This is a genomic window from Nocardioides nematodiphilus (assembly GCF_020216525.1).
Lineage (GTDB): Bacteria > Actinomycetota > Actinomycetes > Propionibacteriales > Nocardioidaceae > Nocardioides > Nocardioides nematodiphilus.
Window position 1 is genome coordinate 328,288 of the sequence record NZ_JAIWOY010000003.1, and the last position, 19,518, is coordinate 347,805.

20 protein-coding genes are annotated in these 19,518 nt (G+C 71.7%); 18 read left to right on the plus strand and 2 right to left on the minus strand.

The features are described 5' to 3' along the window. The first annotated feature begins 56 nt into the window (after window positions 1-56). The 17 genes from KSO98_RS07610 to KSO98_RS07690 are packed head-to-tail and all read left to right on the plus strand — an operon-like array spanning window position 57 to window position 16,268. Window positions 57-962, plus strand: coding sequence for an ABC transporter ATP-binding protein (locus KSO98_RS07610; RefSeq protein ID WP_372457771.1), 906 nt, complete (start codon window positions 57-59; stop codon window positions 960-962). Continuing rightward, window positions 959-2,047 (plus strand): ABC transporter ATP-binding protein, encoded by a 1,089-nt coding sequence (locus tag KSO98_RS07615; RefSeq protein WP_225284528.1) that lies wholly within the window; start codon window positions 959-961, stop codon window positions 2,045-2,047. The genes KSO98_RS07610 and KSO98_RS07615 overlap by 4 nt, the downstream gene beginning before the upstream one ends. Continuing rightward, window positions 2,044-2,985, plus strand: a complete 942-nt coding sequence (locus KSO98_RS07620; RefSeq protein WP_225284530.1) for an ABC transporter permease — start codon at window positions 2,044-2,046, stop codon at window positions 2,983-2,985. Before KSO98_RS07615 ends, KSO98_RS07620 begins: the two co-directional genes overlap by 4 nt. Next, complete coding sequence (locus KSO98_RS07625) at window positions 2,982-3,968, plus strand: ABC transporter permease (RefSeq protein WP_225284532.1); 987 nt, start codon at window positions 2,982-2,984, stop codon at window positions 3,966-3,968. The genes KSO98_RS07620 and KSO98_RS07625 overlap by 4 nt, the downstream gene beginning before the upstream one ends. 2 nt (window positions 3,969-3,970) lie before the next feature. Next, window positions 3,971-4,558 carry a hypothetical protein gene (locus KSO98_RS07630; protein WP_225284534.1) on the plus strand — a complete coding sequence of 196 codons (588 nt, stop codon included), beginning with the start codon at window positions 3,971-3,973 and terminating at the stop codon, window positions 4,556-4,558. A gap of 17 nt (window positions 4,559-4,575) precedes the next feature. Further along, window positions 4,576-5,961 (plus strand): replication-associated recombination protein A, encoded by a 1,386-nt coding sequence (locus KSO98_RS07635; RefSeq protein ID WP_225284535.1) that lies wholly within the window; start codon window positions 4,576-4,578, stop codon window positions 5,959-5,961. A 26-nt stretch (window positions 5,962-5,987) separates the two neighbouring features. Then, window positions 5,988-6,536, plus strand: coding sequence for a hypothetical protein (locus KSO98_RS07640; protein ID WP_225284536.1), 549 nt, complete (start codon window positions 5,988-5,990; stop codon window positions 6,534-6,536). Continuing rightward, entirely contained in the window at window positions 6,533-6,823 is a 291-nt protein-coding gene (locus KSO98_RS07645; RefSeq protein WP_225284537.1) for a DUF6167 family protein, read from the plus strand. The genes KSO98_RS07640 and KSO98_RS07645 overlap by 4 nt, the downstream gene beginning before the upstream one ends. A 19-nt stretch (window positions 6,824-6,842) precedes the next feature. Next, window positions 6,843-9,539, plus strand: a complete 2,697-nt coding sequence (gene alaS, locus KSO98_RS07650; protein WP_225284647.1) for an alanine--tRNA ligase — start codon at window positions 6,843-6,845, stop codon at window positions 9,537-9,539. Window positions 9,540-9,546: 7 nt separating this feature from the next. Then, complete coding sequence (gene ruvX, locus KSO98_RS07655; RefSeq protein ID WP_225284538.1) at window positions 9,547-10,032, plus strand: Holliday junction resolvase RuvX; 486 nt, start codon at window positions 9,547-9,549, stop codon at window positions 10,030-10,032. Further along, a complete protein-coding gene (gene mltG / locus KSO98_RS07660) occupies window positions 10,025-11,377 on the plus strand; it encodes an endolytic transglycosylase MltG (protein WP_225284539.1) in 1,353 nt (450 codons plus the stop codon). The genes ruvX and mltG overlap by 8 nt, the downstream gene beginning before the upstream one ends. A 22-nt stretch (window positions 11,378-11,399) precedes the next feature. Further along, on the plus strand, window positions 11,400-12,251 hold the full coding sequence (locus tag KSO98_RS07665; RefSeq protein ID WP_225284540.1) for a shikimate dehydrogenase: 852 nt from the start codon (window positions 11,400-11,402) through the stop codon (window positions 12,249-12,251). After that, complete coding sequence (locus KSO98_RS07670; RefSeq protein ID WP_225284541.1) at window positions 12,248-12,994, plus strand: prepilin peptidase; 747 nt, start codon at window positions 12,248-12,250, stop codon at window positions 12,992-12,994. The genes KSO98_RS07665 and KSO98_RS07670 overlap by 4 nt, the downstream gene beginning before the upstream one ends. A 22-nt stretch (window positions 12,995-13,016) precedes the next feature. Beyond that, a complete protein-coding gene (gene aroC / locus KSO98_RS07675; RefSeq protein WP_225284542.1) occupies window positions 13,017-14,201 on the plus strand; it encodes a chorismate synthase in 1,185 nt (394 codons plus the stop codon). Continuing rightward, the gene (locus tag KSO98_RS07680) at window positions 14,201-14,713 is read left to right on the plus strand and encodes a shikimate kinase (RefSeq protein ID WP_225284543.1); all 513 of its coding nucleotides are present in this window, start codon (window positions 14,201-14,203) and stop codon (window positions 14,711-14,713) included. The genes aroC and KSO98_RS07680 overlap by 1 nt, the downstream gene beginning before the upstream one ends. Then, a complete protein-coding gene (gene aroB, locus KSO98_RS07685; protein WP_225284544.1) occupies window positions 14,710-15,837 on the plus strand; it encodes a 3-dehydroquinate synthase in 1,128 nt (375 codons plus the stop codon). Before KSO98_RS07680 ends, aroB begins: the two co-directional genes overlap by 4 nt. Beyond that, window positions 15,834-16,268 (plus strand): type II 3-dehydroquinate dehydratase, encoded by a 435-nt coding sequence (locus tag KSO98_RS07690; RefSeq protein ID WP_225284546.1) that lies wholly within the window; start codon window positions 15,834-15,836, stop codon window positions 16,266-16,268. The genes aroB and KSO98_RS07690 overlap by 4 nt, the downstream gene beginning before the upstream one ends. 58 nt (window positions 16,269-16,326) lie before the next feature. Here the strand turns inward: KSO98_RS07690 and KSO98_RS07695 are convergent, their stop codons facing one another. Then, window positions 16,327-17,298 (minus strand): threonine dehydratase, encoded by a 972-nt coding sequence (locus KSO98_RS07695; RefSeq protein ID WP_225284547.1) that lies wholly within the window; start codon window positions 17,296-17,298, stop codon window positions 16,327-16,329. Continuing rightward, window positions 17,298-17,975 carry a membrane protein YczE gene (gene yczE / locus KSO98_RS07700; protein ID WP_225284548.1) on the minus strand — a complete coding sequence of 226 codons (678 nt, stop codon included), beginning with the start codon at window positions 17,973-17,975 and terminating at the stop codon, window positions 17,298-17,300. The genes KSO98_RS07695 and yczE overlap by 1 nt, the downstream gene beginning before the upstream one ends. 62 nt (window positions 17,976-18,037) lie before the next feature. On the opposite strand from yczE, the gene yczR reads away from it, so the two are divergent. After that, a complete protein-coding gene (gene yczR / locus KSO98_RS07705) occupies window positions 18,038-19,513 on the plus strand; it encodes a MocR-like transcription factor YczR (protein ID WP_225284549.1) in 1,476 nt (491 codons plus the stop codon). The last annotated feature ends 5 nt before the right edge of the window (window positions 19,514-19,518 follow it).

Consider the following 19,518-nt stretch of genomic DNA (forward strand, 5'->3'; position numbering starts at 1 on the left):
TCAAGGCAGTCAGGGGTATCTCTTTCGACGTGGACCGGGGCAAGACACTCGGCATCGTGGGTGAGTCCGGTTCGGGGAAGAGCGTTTCGACGCAAACCCTGGCCGGGCTCACCCGCGGCGCGCGGGTCTCCGGCTCCGCCCAGTTCGACGGGCTCGACCTGATCAAGGCGAGCCCGTCCCAGCGTCGTTCCGTACTCGGGCGGAAGATCGGCATGATCTTCCAGGACCCCCTTACCTCGCTGCACCCGGCCTACCGGGTCGGCGCACAGATCGTCGAGACGATCCGCGCCCACGACCGCAGCATCTCCAAGCGCGCAGCCCGGCTGCGCGCCATCGAGCTGCTCGGGATGGTCGGGATCCCGTTCCCGTCCGAGCGGGTCGACGAGTTCCCGCACCAGTTCTCGGGCGGCATGCGCCAGCGCGTCATGATCGCGATGGCGATGGCGCTCGACCCGACGCTGCTCATCGCGGACGAGCCCACCACGGCACTGGACGTCACCGTCCAGGCCCAGGTGCTCGAGCTGATGCGCAAGGTGCAGGCCGAGTTCGGCACGGCGATCATCCTGATCACCCACGATCTCGGCGTGATCGCCGACGTCGCTGACGACGTCGCGGTGATGTACGCCGGGACGATCGTCGAGCGCGCGCCGCGCGACGAGATCTTCTACCAGCCGCACCACCCGTACACCGAGGGGCTGCTCGACTCCATGCCCGGCCGGGTGGAGCGCGGTCAGCCCCTGCGGCCGGTCAAGGGCTCGCCCCCGAGCCTCATCGACCTGCCGCCGGGTTGTCCGTTCGCGCCGCGGTGTCCCTACCGGTTCGACCGCTGCGACCAGGAGGTGCCGGTGCTGCAGACCGTCTTCGGCGACGAGCAGCACCAGTCGGCGTGCTTCCTGCCCACTGAGATCGAGGAGCGCAAGGCCTTGCGCGAGCAATTGGTCGAGAAGGGAGGGATCCGATGAGCAGCGATGAAGTGCTGCTGTCGGCGAGTGGCGTCTCGAAGCGCTTCAACGTCGGCAGCCGTGGGCTGCTGGGCGGACGCCTCCAGCTGTCCGCCGTCGACAACGTCTCGCTCGAGATCAAGAAGGGCGAGACCCTGGGACTGGTCGGGGAGAGCGGGTGCGGCAAGTCGTCGCTGGCGCGCTGCCTGACCCGTCTGTACGACGTCGACGAGGGCACCATCACCTTCGACGGACGTGACATCACCAACCTCGGGCGCCGGCAGATGCAGCCGCTGCGCAGCGAGATGCAGATGATCTTCCAGGACCCGTACGGCTCCTTGAACCCGCGCCGCCGCGTCGGCTCGATCATCGGCGACGCCCTGGCGATCCACGGCAACCGTGGCAAGGGCACCCGCCGTCAGCAGGTCCAGGAGCTGATGGAGATCGTCGGCCTCAACCCGGAGCACTACAACCGGTACCCGGCGGACTTCTCGGGCGGCCAGCGCCAGCGCATCGGCATCGCCCGCGCCCTGGCGCTGAAGCCGAAGCTGATCGTGTGCGACGAGCCGGTCTCGGCCCTCGACGTCTCGATCCAGGCCCAGGTCATCAACCTGCTGCAGGATCTGCAGCGTGAGTTCGACCTGACCTACCTGTTCATCAGCCACGACCTGTCCGTCGTGCAGCACATCAGCGACCGGATCGCTGTGATGTACCTCGGCCGGATCGTGGAGAGCGGACCCGTCGAGGAGGTCTTCACCGCGAGCAGCCACCCGTACACGCGGGCGCTGCTGTCGGCGAAGCCCATCGCCGACCCGCGCGCCGCGGAGCAGCGTGACCGCATCGTCCTCGCGGGCGACCTGCCCTCGCCGATCTCCCCGCCGTCGGGATGCCGGTTCCACCCGCGCTGCCCGAAGGCCGAGCAGGACTGCGTGACCGTGGTGCCGACCCTCGAGATCCTCCGTGGCGCCGGCCCGGACGCCCAGAGGGTGGAGTGCCTGCACCCGCTCGAGGCGGACCAGGACCTGTCGTCCTTCACACCGTCCATCGCCGACACGATCATCGGGGCCGACGCTGCCGCGACCGGCTCCCGGGAGGTGGCCTCATGAGCGCGACACCCGCAACCGCGCCCCCGACCGCGCCCAAGACCACCATCGTGGCGCGCGGTCCCTGGGCGCTCGCCTGGCGCCGGTTCCGCAAGGACAAGGTGGCGTTGATCGCCGCGGCCGTGATGGCAGTGATCATCCTCGTCGCGATCTTCGCGCCGCTGATCAACTCCGCCCTCGGCCAGGACCCGAACTACCAGGACCAGGTCAACGGCCTGGACGTCAACGGCCTGCCCCTGGGGCCGAGCGGGGCCCACTGGCTCGGCACCGACGCACTCGGCCGCGACGTGTTCGCACGCCTCGTGTACGGCGCCCGGATCTCGATCGGCATCGGCATCCTCTCGACCGGGATCGCGGTCGCGGTCGGCGTCGTGCTGGGGCTGCTCGCCGGCTACTTCCGCGGCATCGTCGACGTGATCATCGCCCGCCTGCTCGACGTCGTTCTCGCGCTGCCGGTGGTTCTCGCCGCGGTCGCGCTGGTCGCGGTCTTCGGGCAGAGCCCGCTGGTCACCGTGCTCGTGCTGGCGTTCTTCAGCTGGGCGACCATGGCCCGCATCGTGCGCGGTCAGGTCATCTCGCTGCGTGAGCGCGAGTTCATCGAGGCCGCACGCTCCCTGGGTGCCAGCAGCACCCGCATCATGTTCGTCGAGCTGCTGCCCAACCTGGTGATGCCGATCATCATCTACTTCTCGCTGCTGGTGCCGGTCAACATCGTGACCAACGCCGTGCTCGCCTTCCTCGGACTCGGCATCCCGGTGCCGACCGCCGACTGGGGCGGCATGATCAGCGACGCCGAGGCCGGAGGCCTGTACCAGCAGGCCTGGTGGCTGGTCTTCTTCCCCGGCGGCGTGCTGGTGCTCACGACCCTGGCCTTCAACCTTCTCGGGGACGGCATCCGTGACGCCCTCGACCCGCGCATCGAGAGGTTGCTCCGCAAATGATCCGCTTCATCTTCGTGCGCCTCATCACCGGACTCCTGGTCGTCTTCCTGGTCTCGGTGGCCACGTTCCTCATGTTCTTCGCCGCGCCCAACGACGTGGCGCGGACCATGGCCGGCAAGGCGGCCACGCCGGAGACGATCGCCCTGATCAACCACCGGCTCGGTCTCGACCAGCCCCTATGGCACCAGTACGGGCACTTCATCTGGCGTGCCCTGCACGGCGACCTGGGCTACGACTACTACCACCAGCGGTCGGTCGTCTCGATCATCAAGGGTGCCGCGCCGGTCAGTCTCTCCATCGCGTTCGGAGCGGCCATCCTGTGGATGATCCTCGGCGTGGGCTCGGGGATCATCTCGGCGGTCCGCCCGCGGTCGTTCATGGACCGTGCGCTGAACGTCCTGGCGCTGATCTTCTACTCGATGCCTACGTTCGTGCTCGGCAGCATGCTGCTGTTCTTCCTCTACTTCAAGCTCACCTCGGCCGGGCACGCCTGGTTCCCGGCCGCGGGCTACGTCCCGTGGTTCGGCAAGCCGGACCCGTCGAACCCGCAACACGGGTTCTGGCCGTGGATGCACCATTTGATCCTGCCGTGGGTGACGCTCGCGCTGGTGACGGCGGCGGCGTACACCCGCTTCACGCGCGGGTCGATGCTCGAGGTGCTGAGTGAGGACTACATCCGCACCGCGCGGGCCAAGGGCATCTCGGAGCGCCGGGTCGTCTTCCGTCACGCGCTGCGCAGCGCGCTGACGCCGGTGGTGACCCAGTTCGGCATCGACCTGGCGATCCTCGCCGGTGGCACCGTCGTGACCGAGCAGCTCTTCGGCATGCACGGCCTGGGGTGGAACTCGCTGACCGCGATCACCAACCAGGACCTCCCGGTGATCGTCGGCATCCTGCTCGTGGTGAGCGTGTTCGTGGTGGTCGCGAACTTCCTCGTCGACCTCATCTACGCGGTCCTCGATCCTCGGGTCAGGCTCTACTGAGCGTGCGCACTCTTCCGCTGGCCGGCCCCCGGGCCGAGTCCGCGCAGGGCACCGGGATCCGGGGAGTCGGCTGGCTCGCCGGTGGGGTGGCCGCCGCTCTGGGGATCTTCTTCGTGGTGTCGAGCCCGACGCTCGGCGGCGTCCGCGCGTGTCTGGTGGTGTGGCTTGTCACCTGGTGCGCGTGGGCGGTGCTGATCCGTCCGCGCGTGGACGTGCAGGACGACGTCATCGTGCTGATCGGATCGGTGCGAGACGTACGGATCCCGGCGGCGCGGGTCGATGCCGTCCGGGTGCGGGCCTACCTGGAGCTCGTCGTCGGCCGCCGCCGATACACCTCGGCGGCGGTCGGCTTCCGGCCCAGCAGCCTCGCGCGCGGTCACGCCGACCTCGCGCGCGGCCTGGTCTCCGAGGGCGGGCGCCGGGAGGTGGAGAGCGCCACCGCGTACGCGGCCGAGTACCTGCGCTCAGTGGTGGCGCAGGCCCGCGAGCGAGGCGGGGAGGCGCCGCCCATCACCTCCTCGGTAGCCTGGATCCCGCTCGGGTCGCTCATCGTCCTGGTGCTGGCAGCGGTCGCTGCGTTCTCCCTGTGAAGTCGTAGCGAGGTGGGATGGTGGAGGGTCTCTTCGAGATCCCGGACGAGCCAGCCGGATCCACCGACCCGGCGCGTGCTCGCGAGGGCGGATCGCTCTCCGACGCCGATCACGTCGCCGCGCCGCTCGCCGTACGGATGCGTCCGCGCACCCTCGACGAGCTCGCCGGCCAGGCGCAGCTGCGCGCCCCCGGCTCGCCGCTGCGTCAGCTGATCGAGGGCGACCAGTCGCTCTCGCTGCTGCTGTGGGGCCCGCCGGGCACCGGCAAGACCACGATCGCCTCGATCGTCTCGCGCCAGACCGACCGTCGCTTCGTGGAGGTCTCGGCGGTCAGCGCCGGGGTCAAGGAGGTCCGCGCCGCGATCGACTCGGCGCGCGCGACGCTGGTGCGCACGGGCAAGGAGACGGTGCTCTTCGTCGACGAGGTGCACCGGTTCTCCAAGGCCCAGCAGGACGCCCTCCTGCCCGGGGTGGAGAACCGTTGGGTCACCCTGGTGGCGGCGACCACCGAGAACCCGTTCTTCTCCGTCATCAGCCCGCTGCTCTCGCGCAGCCTGCTGCTGCGCCTCGAGTCGCTCACCGATGACGACGTCCGCGCCGTGCTGGAGCGGGCCCTCGAGGACGAGCGCGGCCTGGGTGGGCGACTCGCCATCGAGGACGAGGCGCTCGACCACCTCGTCCGGCTCGCCGGGGGAGACGCGCGCCGCTCGCTCACCTATCTGGAGGCCGCGGCCGGAGCCGCGGACTCGATGGGCTCCGAGGCGATCACCCTGGAGGCCGCGGAGACCGCTGTCGACCAGGCCGCGGTCCGCTACGACCGCCAGGGCGATCAGCACTACGACGTGATCAGCGCCTTCATCAAGTCGGTGCGGGGGAGCGACGCCGATGCGGCGCTGCACTACCTGGCTCGGATGCTCGAGGCCGGCGAGGATCCTCGCTTCATCGCGCGCCGCCTGATGATCCTGGCCAGCGAGGACATCGGACTGGCCGACCCGACCGCGCTCACCACGGCGGTCGCCGCGGCCCAGACCGTGCAGCTGATCGGGCTGCCGGAGGCGCAGCTGACGCTGGCCCAGGCGACCATCGCGCTCGCGGTGGCACCCAAGTCCAACGCGGTCACGAACGCGATCTTCGCCGCGATCGCCGACGTGAAGGCCGGCAAGATCGGCCAGGTCCCGCCGCACCTGCGCGACGCCCACTACGGCGGGGCGAAGAAGCTGGGCCACGGCGTGGAGTACAAGTACGCCCACGACGAGCCGTTCGGGATCGCCGAGCAGCAGTACGCCCCCGACGCCATCGGCGACGCCGCGTACTACCAACCCACCACGTACGGCAACGAGGCTGCGGTCAAGGACCGCTGGGAGCGGATCCGTGCGATCATCCGTGGGCGAGCCGAGCGCTGACCGGCACCGCGATAGGGTCTGGCTCCATGACCACGCTCGCCATCGTCCTCGCCCTCGTGGCGCTGGTGGCGGCTGCTGTGGCGGTGATCGCGCTCGTCGCCTGGCGGCGTGACGTCGCCGCGCTGCGCGTCCGCCTGGAGGCGCTCGACGCGGAGGTCGCGAGGCTCGCCGGCGCGCGCACCGCGACCGTCGCGGAGCCGGAGGTCGCGACGGCCGCTCCGTCCGGACCGGGCGCGAGCGTCCCGCGCCTCCCGACCGCCACGGAGTTCGTCATCACCCACCTCGGCGAGGACGACCCGGAGCCCGAGCGCGCTCCGGTGAAGGTCAGCCTCACCGGCCCCGCGTTCGCCGACGCGGTGGTGCGCGAGACCGTCGTCCAGACCGCCTCCCTGGTCCACGGCGTGCGGCGCGCGCTCGCCCCCGAGACCCGCAACCGGATCCGCTTCGAGATGAAGCGGGAGGTCAAGCGCTCCCGCAAGGACCGCAGGGCCGAGATGAAGCAGGCGCTGCGAGAGCACCGGGCCCGCCAGCGCCAGGGCATGACCGCGATCCCGGACGAGGAGGGCGTGGCATGAGGCGCGGACTCTGGTTCGCCGCCGGCGCAGGTGCCGGCATCTACGCCGTCGTACGCGGCCACCGTGCGGCCGAGGCGCTGACCCCCGACGGTCTGCGGGACCGCTGGCAGGCGATCGGGCTCGGCGCCCGGATGCTGCGCGACGAGGTCGCCCAGGGCAAGGCCGAGGCCGAGCCCCGGCTGCGCGAGCGATTCACCCCTTCGTACGACCCCACTCCACAATTGACCTCCGGGCGCGACCAGAACGCGCTTGAAGCACCTCAGGAAGGCACCCGAAGCAGTGAGTGACAACCGTCCCGACACCTGGCTGAGCACTGCGGAGATCCGTCGCCGCTTCACCAGCCACTTCGCCGACCACCCGACGCTGGCCCACACGGCCGTGCCGTCGGCGTCGCTGCTGCTCGACGACCCGAACCTGCTCTTCGTCAACGCCGGCATGGTGCCGTTCAAGCCGTACTTCCTGGGCCAGGCCACCCCGCCGTTCCAGCGCGCGACGTCGGTGCAGAAGTGCATCCGCACGCCGGACATCGAGGAGGTCGGCAAGACCACCCGTCACGGCACGTTCTTCGAGATGTGCGGCAACTTCTCCTTCGGCGACTACTTCAAGGAGGGCGCCATCACGCTCGCCTGGGACCTGGTCACCAAGTCCCTCGAGCACGGCGGCTTCGGTCTCGACGAGGGTGTCCTCTACCCGTCGGTCCTCGAGGGCGACGACGAGGCCGTCGCGATCTGGAAGCGGGTCTCGGGCCTGCCCGATGACCGCATCGTCCGGCTGCCCCCGCGCGAGAACTACTGGTCGATGGGCGTCCCCGGCCCCGGCGGCCCCTGCTCGGAGATCCTGATCGACCGCGGCCCGCAGTTCGGCGCCGACCGCGACTGGGACGCCGGTGACCGCTACCTCGAGTTCTGGAACCTCGTCTTCATGCAGGACGACATCTCCGCCGCCCGCTCCAAGTACGACGTCGACATCGCCGGCAAGCTGGCGCAGACCGGCATCGACACCGGCCTCGGCCTCGAGCGGGTCGCCTACCTGCTCCAGGGCAAGGCGAACATGTACGAGACCGATGTCGTCTTCCCGGTGATCGAGAAGGCGATGGAGCTCACCGGCAAGACGTACGGCGCCTCCTACGACGACGACGTCCGCTTCCGCGTGGTCGCCGACCACGTCCGCTCCTCGATGATGCTGATCAGCGACGGCGTCACGCCGGGCAACGAGGGCCGCGGCTACGTGCTTCGCCGCCTGCTGCGGCGCGCGATCCGCAACCTCCGCCTCCTCGGGTACGAGGACCCCGCGCTGCCCGAGCTGCTGCCGGTCTCGCGCGACAAGATGGGCGAGACGTACACCGAGCTGCACTCCGGCTGGGACCGGATCATCCGGGTCGCCAACGCCGAGGAGGAGGCGTTCCGCAAGACGCTGGCGTCCGGCACCCAGATCTTCGATCTGGCTGCCAACGACCTCAAGCAGAAGGTCGCATCCAGCGGCGCGCCGGCCGTCCTCTCGGGCGACAAGGCGTTCCAGCTGCACGACACCTTCGGCTTCCCGATCGACCTCACGCTCGAGATGGCCTCCGAGGCCGGTCTGAGCGTCGACGAGCAGGGCTTCCGCACCCTCATGGCCGAGCAGCGCGAGCGCGCCAAGGCCGACGCGAAGGCGAAGAAGGGTCAGCACGCCGACCTGTCGGTCTACCGCGACATCCTCGACACCGTCGGCCCGACCGACTGGCAGGCCTACTCCACGCTGACCACCGAGTCGAAGCCGATCGCGCTGCTGCGCGAGGGCAAGCGGGTGGACGCGCTCGGCAGCGGCGAGATCGGCGAGCTCGTGCTCGACCGCACGCCGTTCTACGCCGAGTCCGGTGGCCAGGCCGCCGACGCCGGCATCATCGAGTTCGATGGCGGCCGCTTCGAGGTCATCGACGTCCAGCGTCCGGTCAAGGGCCTCGTCGTGCACCAGGTCCGCGTCGTCGACGGCGAGTTCGCTACCGGCTCCGCGGCCAACGCCGCGCTGCACGCGCAGGTCGACGCCGACTGGCGTCTCGGCGCCCGTCAGGCCCACTCCGGCACCCACGTCGTGCACGCTGCGCTCCGGGAGGTGCTCGGCCCGACGGCGCTGCAGTCCGGCTCGTACAACCGACCGGGGTACCTGCGACTCGACTTCGGCTGGACCCAGGGCCTGACCCCGGGCCAGCTGACGGAGATCGAGGAGGTCTCCAACAACGCGCTGCGCGCCGACCTCGCGGTCTCGGCGCAGTACATGTCGCTGAGCCAGGCCAAGGACTGGGGCGCGGTCGCGCTCTTCGGCGAGACGTACGACGACACCAACGTCCGCGTCGTCGAGATCGGCGGCCCCTGGAGCCGTGAGCTCTGCGGCGGCACCCACGTCGACCACTCCTCGCAGATCGGCACCCTGGTCGTCACCAGCGAGGCCTCCGTCGGCTCCGGCAACCGCCGCATCGAGGCCTTCACCGGCGTCGAGGGCTTCAAGTACCTCGCCCGCGAGCGCGACGTCGTCCACAGCCTGACCGACCTGCTCAAGGCCCAGCAGGGCGACGACCTGGTCGGCCGGGTCGGCGAGATGATGGAGCGCCTCAAGGCCGCCGAGAAGGAGATCGAGAAGGTCCGCATCGCGCAGCTGCTCGCGAACGCCGGCTCGATCGCCGAGAAGGCCATCGACGTCGACGGCGTCGCCGTCGTCGCTGCCCGCGCCGCCGGGGCCGGCGGCGGGGACGTCCGCACGCTGGCGATGGACGTACGCGCCCGCTTCGCCGCCGACCGCCCGGCCGTCGTGGTCGTCCTCGGCGACGCCGACGGCAAGGTCGCGGTCGTCGCGACGGTCAACGAGGCCGGCCGGGCGCGCGGCCTCAAGGCCGGCGACGTCGTGAAGGCCCTCGGCCCGGTCCTCGGTGGCCGCGGCGGCGGCAAGGACGACCTGGCCCAGGGTGGTGGCACCGAGGTCGGGAAGATCGACGAGGCGATCGCCCTGGTGCCCACCCTGGTGCGGTGATCCGCTGATGCGGACGGGGGTCCGGCTCGGGATCGATCCCGGAGACGCCCGGATCGGGGTCGCGAAGAGCGACCCCACCGGGTTCCTCGCCACGCCCGTCGAGACAGTCAAGCGCGGTCGCGGAGATCTGCAGCGGCTCCAGGCGATCGCTGCGGAGATCGCTGAGGAGTCCGTCCTCCTCGAGGTCGTCGTCGGCCTCCCGCGCTCGCTCAAGGGCGGCGAGAACCCGGCCACCGCCAAGGTCCGCGAGTTCACCGCGTCGCTGGCCAGGCGACTCGCCCCCACGCCCGTGCGTCTCGTCGACGAGCGGCTCACCACGGTCAGCGCCGAGGCTATGCTGCGCGATCGGGGCCGCAAGGGCCAGGACCGTCGCGCGGTGGTCGACCAGGCCGCCGCCGTCTTCATCCTGCAGCACGCCCTGGACACCGAACGCACCTCGGGACAAGCGCCCGGCGAGGTCGTCGCGCTCGAAGGAGACACGCAGCATGACTGATCATCCGTTCCAGGGCATCGCGCCCGAGCCGTCCGGCGAGGAGCCGGTCGGCCCCGAGGGCGGTCGCCACCAGGCCGCACTGCCGGACTACGTCGCCGGTGACACCGGCACCCGCGCCGTCCCGGTCGAGCAGATCGCCGCGGCCGGGTCGGAGGCCCCGTACGACCAGTCCGCTCCCGAGCCCGCGGTGGAGCACGAGCCCTCCTTCCTGGCCGGCCACACCGGCGGCGGACGCCGGGTCGCGCCTCGTCCCAAGCGCCGCGCCTCCGGCTGCCTGGCCGTGCTGGTCGCGCTCGCGGTCATCGGCGGTCTGGCGGTCGTCGGCGGCACCAAGGGCTACCACTTCCTCAAGGACCACGTGGGCAACTCGGCCGCCGACTATCCGGGCCCCGGCTCCGGCTCGGTCACGTTCGAGGTGCACCAGGGCGACACCGCCGCCGAGATGGGCCGCAACCTCAAGGCGGCGGGCGTCGTCGCCTCGGTGGAGGCGTTCGTCGACGCCGCCACCGCCGACACCCGCTCCAGCGGCATCCAGGTCGGCTTCTACCCGCTGAAGAAGAAGATGCGAGCCTCCGCCGCGCTCGCGGTCCTGGTCGACCACAAGAACCTCGTCCAGAACGCCGTGCTGGTCCGCGAGGGCGTCCGCGCCGCCGATGTCGTCGCCGCGGTTGCCAAGGCATCCAAGACCTCGACGCAGAAGGTCGCCCAGGCCCTCTCGAAGGTGTCGCTGCCGCAGACCGCGGGCGGCAACCCGGAGGGCTACCTCTTCCCGGCGACCTACGACTTCGGTCCGCACGCCACGGCGGCGGACATGCTCGCCCAGATGGTCGGCACGTGGCGCAAGCAGGCCACCGCCGCGGGTCTCGAGGACACCACCATCGACGGTCACACCTACACCGTGCAGCAGCTGCTGACGGTGGCCAGCCTGGTGCAGTCCGAGGGCAAGACCCCCGAGGACATGGCGAAGATCGCCCGGGTCATCTACAACCGCATCGAGCACCCGGGGGAGCAGGGCCAGGCCGGCTACCTCCAGATCGACGCCACCGTCGACTACGCGCTCCACCGGCCGCTCACGGTCGGACTCACCCAGGCCGAGCGCGAGGGCACCGACTCCCCGTACAACACCTTCGTCACCAAGGGTCTGCCGCCGGGTCCCATCGGCAACCCGGGCGCGGCCGCGATCAAGGCGGCGCTGCACCCGGCGGACGGCGACTGGTACTACTACGTCGCGGTCAACCTGGCGACGGGCGAGACGAAGTTCGCCCACACCTACGCCGAGTTCCAGACCTACGTCGCGGAGCTCCACCACTACTGCGAGACCGAGTCCGCCTCGGGCTGCCAGTGACAGTCCTGCCAGTGAGGTCCTGATGCCTGTCCCGTTCCACTGTGCCGTCCTCGGCGACCCGATCGAGCACTCGCTGTCACCGGTGCTCCACCGCGCGGGCTACGAGGCTCTCGGGCTCACCACCTGGACGTACGAGCCGCGCCAGGTCCGCTCCGGCGACCTGTCGTGGTTCCTCGGCACGCTCGACGAGTCCTGGCGCGGCCTGTCGCTGACGATGCCGCTCAAGCGCGAGGCGCTCGCGCTGATCGGGTCGCGCTCGCGTCGCGCCGAGCTCGCCGGCGGGATCAACACCCTGGTGCGGACCACGTACGGCTGGGCCGGTGACAACACCGACTATCCGGGCGCGGTCGCCGCGGTCCAGGAGCGGTACGACAGGTCGATCCGGACGGCCGCGATCCTCGGCGCGGGCGCCACCGCCGGCTCGACCGGGCTCGCCCTGGCCGAGCTCGGCGCCCGCAGCATCACCCTGCTGGCCCGCGACGCCGCCCGGGCGGAGGAGTCGCGGGCGGTGATCGCCGCTCACCCGAGCCGTCCCGAGGTGCTGGTCGCGCCGTTCGAGGCGCGTCCCGACGTCGACGCCCTCGTCTCCACGATCCCCGCCATCGCCCAGATCCCGCCGCTGGTCGCGGCCTGGTGCCAGGTCCCGATGCTCTTCGAGGTCGTCTACGACCCGTGGCCCACGCCCCTGATGCAGTCGGTCGCCGGCGTCGGCGGCACGGTGGTCAGCGGTCTCGACCTGCTGGTCCACCAGGCGGTGCTCCAGTTCGAGCTGTTCACCTCCCAGCCCGCACCGCTCGCCGCGATGCGCACGGCCGGCGAGATCGCGCTGGGCATCGCGCAGCCCGAGCCGGCCGAGGTCGACGCCACCGCATGAGCGCAGGGCTGGTCGGTGCGCTCTGCGGCCTGATCGGCCTGCTCGCCCTGGGTGTACCCGCGGGGATCCGCGCGCTCCCGGAGCCACCTCCCGAGGACCTCCCGGAGGACCCCGAGCAGGACACCAGGCTCCAGGCGATGCTGCGGGCCGAGGGCCCGAAGGAGCTGTACGCGGACCTGGCCGCCCGACCCCGGCTGGCCTGGTGGGCCACCGCCGCCAGCGTGGTCGTCGCCGCCGCGATCGGCGTCCGGCTCGGCAACCACCCGGCCACCTGGGCGCTGGCGCTGCTCACGCCGGTCCTGGTCCTGCTCGCCGTCGTCGACTGGCGCACCCGGCTGCTGCCGCGGGTGGTCGTCCTCCCGGCGACCGGGATCCTCATCCTGCTCGCCGGCCTCGAGTGGCTCGTCCAGCGCGACACCCACGTGCTGGTCCGCACCCTGATCGCGATGCTGGTCGCGCGGTCGTTCTTCTGGATCCTGTGGTTCATCCGCAGTGCCGGGATGGGCTTCGGCGACGTCCGCCTCGCCGCCCTGCTCGGTCTCGTCCTGGGCCGGCTCGGCTGGAGCGAGTGGATCATCGGCCTCTACGGCGGTCTGGTGCTCTTCGGCGTCTTCGGCATCACCCTGGCGATCGTGCGCCGGGACCGCGCCACCCTGAAGAAGGCGTACCCGTTCGGGCCCTTCATGATCGCCGGCGCCCTGCTCGGTGTCCTGACCAGCGGATCCGTGGTCCTCCTGCCCTGAGTGGCATGGGAGAATGACACCCATGTTGCGCTGGCTCACCGCGGGCGAGTCCCACGGCCCTTCCCTGGTCGCGATCCTCGAGGGTCTCCCTGCTCACGTCGAGATCACCTCCGAGCAGATCGGCGACGCCCTTGCGCGTCGCCGCCTCGGCTACGGCCGCGGAGCTCGGATGAAGTTCGAGCGCGACGAGATCACCATGGTGGGCGGTGTCCGCCACGGCGAGACCCAGGGCGGCCCGGTCGCCATCCAGGTCGGCAACAGCGAGTGGCCCAAGTGGGAGACCGTGATGTCGGCCGACCCGGTCGACGAGGAGGTGCTGGCCAAGCAGGCCCGCAACGCCCCGCTGACCCGCCCGCGCCCCGGCCACGCCGACCTGGCCGGCATGCAGAAGTACGACTTCGACGATGCCCGCCCGATCCTCGAGCGCGCCTCGGCCCGCGAGACCGCCGCCCGTGTCGCCCTGGGCGCGGTCGCCACCGCGTTCCTCGAGCAGGCCACCGGCGCCCGGATCGTCAGCCACGTCATCGAGCTCGGCGGCATCCGTACGACCGGCACCGACCTGCCGACCCCCGACGACGTCGTGAAGCTCGACGAGGACCAGGTCCGCTGCTTCGACGCCGACTCCTCGGCCGCGATGGTCGCCCGCATCGACCAGGCCCACAAGGACGGCGACACCCTCGGCGGCGTCGTCGAGGTCGTGGTCTACGACCTCCCGCCGGGCCTCGGCTCGCACGTGCACTGGGACCGCCGCCTCGACGCGCGCCTGGCCGGTGCGCTGATGGGCATCCAGGCGATCAAGGGCGTCGAGGTCGGCGACGGCTTCGAGCTGGCCGCCACCCCGGGCAGCCTCGCCCACGACGAGATCATCGTGGACGAGGGCAGCGGCAGGATCAGGCGTACGTCGGGCCGCTCCGGCGGCACCGAGGGCGGCATGACCACCGGAGAGGTGCTGCGGGTGCGTGCCGCGATGAAGCCGATCGCGACCGTGCCGCGGGCGCTGCGCACCATCGACGTCGCCACCGGCGGGGAGGCCGTCGCGCACCACCAGCGCTCGGACGTCTGCGCCGTCCCGGCCGCCGGGATCGTCGCCGAGGCGATGGTCGCGCTGGTGCTGGCCGACGCGGTGCTGGAGAAGTTCGGCGGCGACTCGGTCGGCGAGACCAAGCGCAACGTCGACGCCTACCGCGCCAACCTCCGCTACAGCTGATGGCCGGTCCGCGCGCGATCCTCGTCGGCCCCATGGGCGCCGGCAAGACCACCGTCGGTCGGCTCCTCGCCGAGCGGTGGGGCGTCGGGGTGCGCGACACCGACCACGACGTCGAGGCGGCGGCGGGCAAGAGCGTGCAGGAGATCTTCGTCGACGACGGTGAGACCGCCTTCCGCCTGCTCGAGCGCGCGGCCGTCACGACCGCGCTGACCGAGCACGACGGCGTGCTGTCGCTCGGGGGCGGCGCGGTGCTCGACCCGGCCACCCAGGAGGCGCTCTCCGGCCGCCCGGTGGTCTTCCTGCGCGTCGGGCTCGCCGACGCCTCCAAGCGCGTCGGGCTCGGCCACGGGCGCCCGCTCCTGCTGGGCGACGTCCGCAGCCGGATCAAGAAGCTGCTCGACGAGCGCACCCCCGTCTACGAGTCGGTGGCCGCGCTCGTGGTCGACACCGACGGCCGCGCGCCGATCGAGATCGCCGCCGAGATCGCCACCCGCCTGGAGGACCAGTCTTGAACGCCGCAACGCCCACCACGACGATCCCCGTGGGCACCTCGTACGACGTCGTGATCGGCCATGACCTCGCCGACCACCTCCCGATCATGCTCGGCGAGGGCGTCCAGCGCGTCGCGCTGCTGTACGCCGGCGAGCTCGGCAACCTGGCCGAGCCGGTCATCGACGTGCTGGTCGAGCACTACGAGGTGCTCGCCCTCGGTCTGCCCGACGGCGAGGAGGCCAAGACCGCCGCGGTCGCCAACGAGTGCTGGGAGGCGCTCGGGGAGAAGGGCTTCACCCGCTCCGACGCCGTCGTCACCTTCGGTGGCGGCGCCACCACCGACCTCGGCGGCTTCGTCGCGGCCTCGTGGCTGCGCGGCGTCAAGGTCGTGCACGTGCCGACCACGCTGCTCGCCATGGTCGACGCCGCTGTGGGCGGCAAGACCGGCATCAACACCGGCGCCGGCAAGAACCTCGTCGGCGCCTTCCACGAGCCCGCCGGGGTGCTGTGCGACCTCTCCCTGCTGGCCACGCTGCCGGCCGACGAGCTGACCGCGGGCATGGGCGAGGTCGTCAAGTGCGGCTTCATCGCCGACCCCGAGATCCTCGCGATCGTCGAGGCCGCGTCCGGTCCGATCACGGCGGACTCGCCGCAGCTCGCCGAGCTGGTCGAGCGCGCCGTCCGGGTCAAGGCCGAGATCGTCGCGGCGGACCTCAAGGAGACGGGCGGCGCGGCAACGCTCGGGGCCGGCCACCCGGGTCGTGAGGCGCTGAACTACGGCCACACCCTGGGCCACGCGATCGAGAAGAACTCCGGCTACCAGATGCGCCACGGCGAGGCCGTCGCGATCGGCTGCATCTACGTCGCCGAGATCGCCGCCCGATCCGGCCTGATCGACGCCGACCTGCTGGCGCGCCACCGCACCGCGTTCGCCACGGCCGGGCTGCCGACCACGTACCCGTGGGGCGACTACTCCGCCACCTTCGACGAGCTGATCGGCGCGATGCGGGTCGACAAGAAGGCTCGCGGCTCGCTGCTGCGCTTCCTCGTCCTGCACGGTCTGGCGAAGCCGGCGATCCTCGCCGGACCCGACGAGCAGATCCTGCGCGACGCCTTCGACGCGCTGGCCCCCGCGGCGGTGTGAGCATGCGCGTGCTGGTCCTCAACGGCCCCAACCTCGGCCGGCTCGGGAAGCGGCAGCCGGAGATCTACGGCTCGACCACGTTCGCCGAGCTGATCGACCTCTGCGTCGGCTGGGGTCGCGGCCTGGGCCTCGAGGTCGAGGTCCGACAGACCAACCACGAGGGCGACCTGCTCGACTGGCTCAACACCGCCGCCGACGAGCAGACCCCGGTCGTGCTCAACGCCGCGGCGTGGACGCACTACTCGTACGCCCTCTTCGACGCCTGCGCCCAGCTCACCGCGCCGCTCGTCGAGGTGCACATCAGCGCCCCCTCCAAGCGCCCCGAGGCCTTCCGGCACACCTCCGTGGTGACGCCGCACGCGATGAAGGTGATCGAGGGCGAGGGCATCGACGGCTACCGCCAGGCGCTCGAGGCCATCGCCGGCTCGTGACGGACTGACACGATCCGCACCCGGCACGTCCCAGTGAGCGGGTGCGGATCGTGTCTGCTCAGGCGCCGAGCACCTTCGACAGTACGTCGAAGTCGGCGTTGCCCCCGGTGAGGACGACCGCGACCCGACTGCCCGCCGGGAGGTCGCGGTCCGCGAGCAGGCCGGCGACGGCGAGCGCCCCGGCCGGCTCGGCGAGGTTGTGGGTCGTCCGGTAGACGGAGGCCATCGCGGTGGCGGCGGCCTCCTCGGAGACGCGCAGGATGCGTGCGGCCCCGCCGGCGATGATCTCGACGGCGGTCGGATCGGGCGTACGGCACGCGACCCCGTCGACGAAGGTGTCCGCGGTCTCGGTCGGCACCGGCACGCCGGCGTCGTACGACAGCGCGTATGCGGGGGCCCGCTCCGCCACCACGCCGATGATCTCGGTCGAGGCGCCGAGCAGGTCGCGGACCGCGATGTTGGCGCACGCGCCACTGCCCATCCCGATCGGCACGTAGATCGCGTCGAGGTCCGGCACCTGCTCGTGCAGCTCGGCGGCGTAGGTCGCGACCCCCTCCACCAGCCACGGGTGGTACGACGGCACCGCGAGCAGGCCGTTCGCCTCCGCGAGCCGCCGGGACTCCTCGACCGCCTCCTGGAAGTCACGACCGTGCACGACGACGTCGGCGCCGAGGGCGGCGGTGGCGGCGTTCTTGTCCGGCGAGTTGCCCTCCGGCACCACGATCGTGACGGGAAGGCCGAAGGCACGTCCGGCGTACGCGAGGCTCTGGGCGTGGTTGCCGCGACTGGCCGAGATCAGTCCCGCGGGACGCTCGCCGCGCAGCAGCTGCTCCACGAACCACAGCCCGCCGCGGACCTTGAAAGCTCCGATCGGGGTGTGGTTCTCGTGCTTGACCCAGGTCTCGACGCCGGTGAGGGACTCGAGCAGGGGCCAGCGGTAGGCGGGCGTCGGTGGCACGTGCTGCCCCACGAAGGCACGCGCCGCGGTCAGACGCTCGGCGCTCAGCCCGGCACTCGACCCGGTGCTCATCAGGCGGCCGCCGGCGCCTCGGCCAGCACCGGGGCGACCGGACGCTCGGGCAGGGTGACCACCCAGAACGGCAGCATCCGCTGGGTGAGCGGGCCGATCAGGAGGGCGAAGCCGATGGTGCCGAAGCCGAGCCCGCCGCCGAGCAGCAGGCCGAGGACGACGACGGCGATCTCCAGGCCGGTGCGGACGAGGCGGATCGAGGCGCCCGTACGCCGGACCAGGCCGGTCATCAGCCCGTCACGCGGGCCACGGCCGAACTGCGCGCCGATGTACATCGCGGTGGCCAGCGCGCACAGCACGATGCCGGCGAGGGTGAAGATCACCCGGACCACGAAGTGGTGCTGGGTCGGCACACCTGCCATCACCAGGTCGGCGCTGGTGCCGATCAGGAGCGCGTTGGCGATGGTGCCGATGCCCGGCTTCTCGCGCAGCGGGATCCACAGCAGCAGCACCACGAAGCTGGTCGCGATGACCATCTGGCCGAGGTCGAGGGGGAGGAACCGGATCAGGCCGGAGTGGAGCACGTCCCACGGCGCCAGGCCGAGACCACCGCGCACCATCACAGCCAGCGAGGCGCCGTAGAGGAACAGGCCGACGAGGAGCTGGGTGAGCCGCCGGGGGAGTCGGCCGGCGCGGAGCTGCGCGATCGGGCCGAGGTCGGCGAGGAGCGTGGTCATGGATCCATTCTGAAACCCGATTGGACTGTTGCGAAATAGCCAATCGTGGCAGAGTGGACTGCATGTCCCATGCCACTGGCGCGATCAGCCCCGCCCGGCTCGCCGAGCTGGTCACCGGTTTCTCCCGGACGCCGGCCTACTCCGGTCTCGCCGAGCAGCTCACCCTCCTCGTCGGCGACGGCCGGATCGGGCTCGGCACCCGGCTGCCCAGCGAGCGCGACCTCAGCGTCGCCCTGGAGGTCTCCCGGACCACCGTCACCCGGGCGTACGCCGCCCTGGTCGAGAGCGGATTCGCGGAGGCCCGCCAGGGCGCCGGCACCTTCACCCGGCTGCCCGGCGATCGGCGCCGCGCGCTCGACCACGCCCTGATGCCGAGCGGGCGCCCCGACCAGGTCATCGACCTCAACTGCGCGGCCACCTCCGCGCCGCCCGGCATCGCCGCGGCGTACGCCGAGGCGGTCGCCGAGCTGCCCGCCTACCTGGGCGGTCACGGCTACTTCCCGGCCGGTCTGCCGCGCCTGCAGGAGGCGATCGCCCGCGCGTACGAAGCCCGCGGGCTGCCCACCCGGCCCGAGCAGATCATGATCACCGCCGGTGCGCTGGCCGCCTCCGCGATCGTCTCCCAGGCGCTCATCGCCCGGGGCGACCGGGTGCTGGTCGAGACGCCGTCCTATCCCAACGGGATCGACGCGCTGCGCAACGCCGGCGCGCGGCTGGTCGGCCTGCCCGTCTCGCCCGACGGCTGGGAGCTCGACGGGCTGCCGGCGCTGCTCGCCCGCTCCCGCCCCACGCACGCGATGCTCATCCCGGATCTGCAGAATCCGACCGGCCGGATCATGAGCGCCGCCGATCGCGAGCGTGTCGCGGTCATGCTGCGCAACGTCGGCACCCGCCCGATCGTGGACGAGGCACACCAGAGCCTGCTGCTCGACCGGCGCACCGGCGAGGACGGCCCTGGGATGCCGCCGCCGTTCGCCACCTTCGCGCCGGAGACGATCACGCTCGGCAGCGCCTCGAAGAGCTTCTGGGGCGGCCTGCGCATCGGCTGGATCCGCGTCCCGGAGAAGGACGGCGCGGCGGTGATGCAGGCGCTCACCCAGGCCAGGATCCGGCTCGACCTCGGCGCGCCCGTGGTCGAGCAGCTCGCCTTCGCTCATCTCCTCGACGACGCGGAGCCGGTCGTCGGGGTCCACCGTGAGCGTCTGCGCGAGCAGCGCGCGGCGCTGGTGACGGCGGTGCGCGAGCACCTGCCCGACTGGGACGTCCGGGTGCCGGCCGGCGGGCTGTGCCTCTGGTGCCGGCTGCCGGCACCCCTGGCCACCGACCTGGTCATCGAGGCCGAGCGTCGCGGCGTCGTGGTCGCGCCCGGTCCGGTGTTCGCCCTCGAGGGCGGGCTCGACCACTTCGTCCGCATCCCGTGGAGCCGGCCCGGGCACGAGCTGGAGCGCGCGGTCGAGATCCTCGCCGAGGCCTACGCCGCGGTCAGCTCCCGGCGCCCGCGGGCCCTCCGGGCGACCGAGCGCGTCATCGTCGCGTAGCCGCT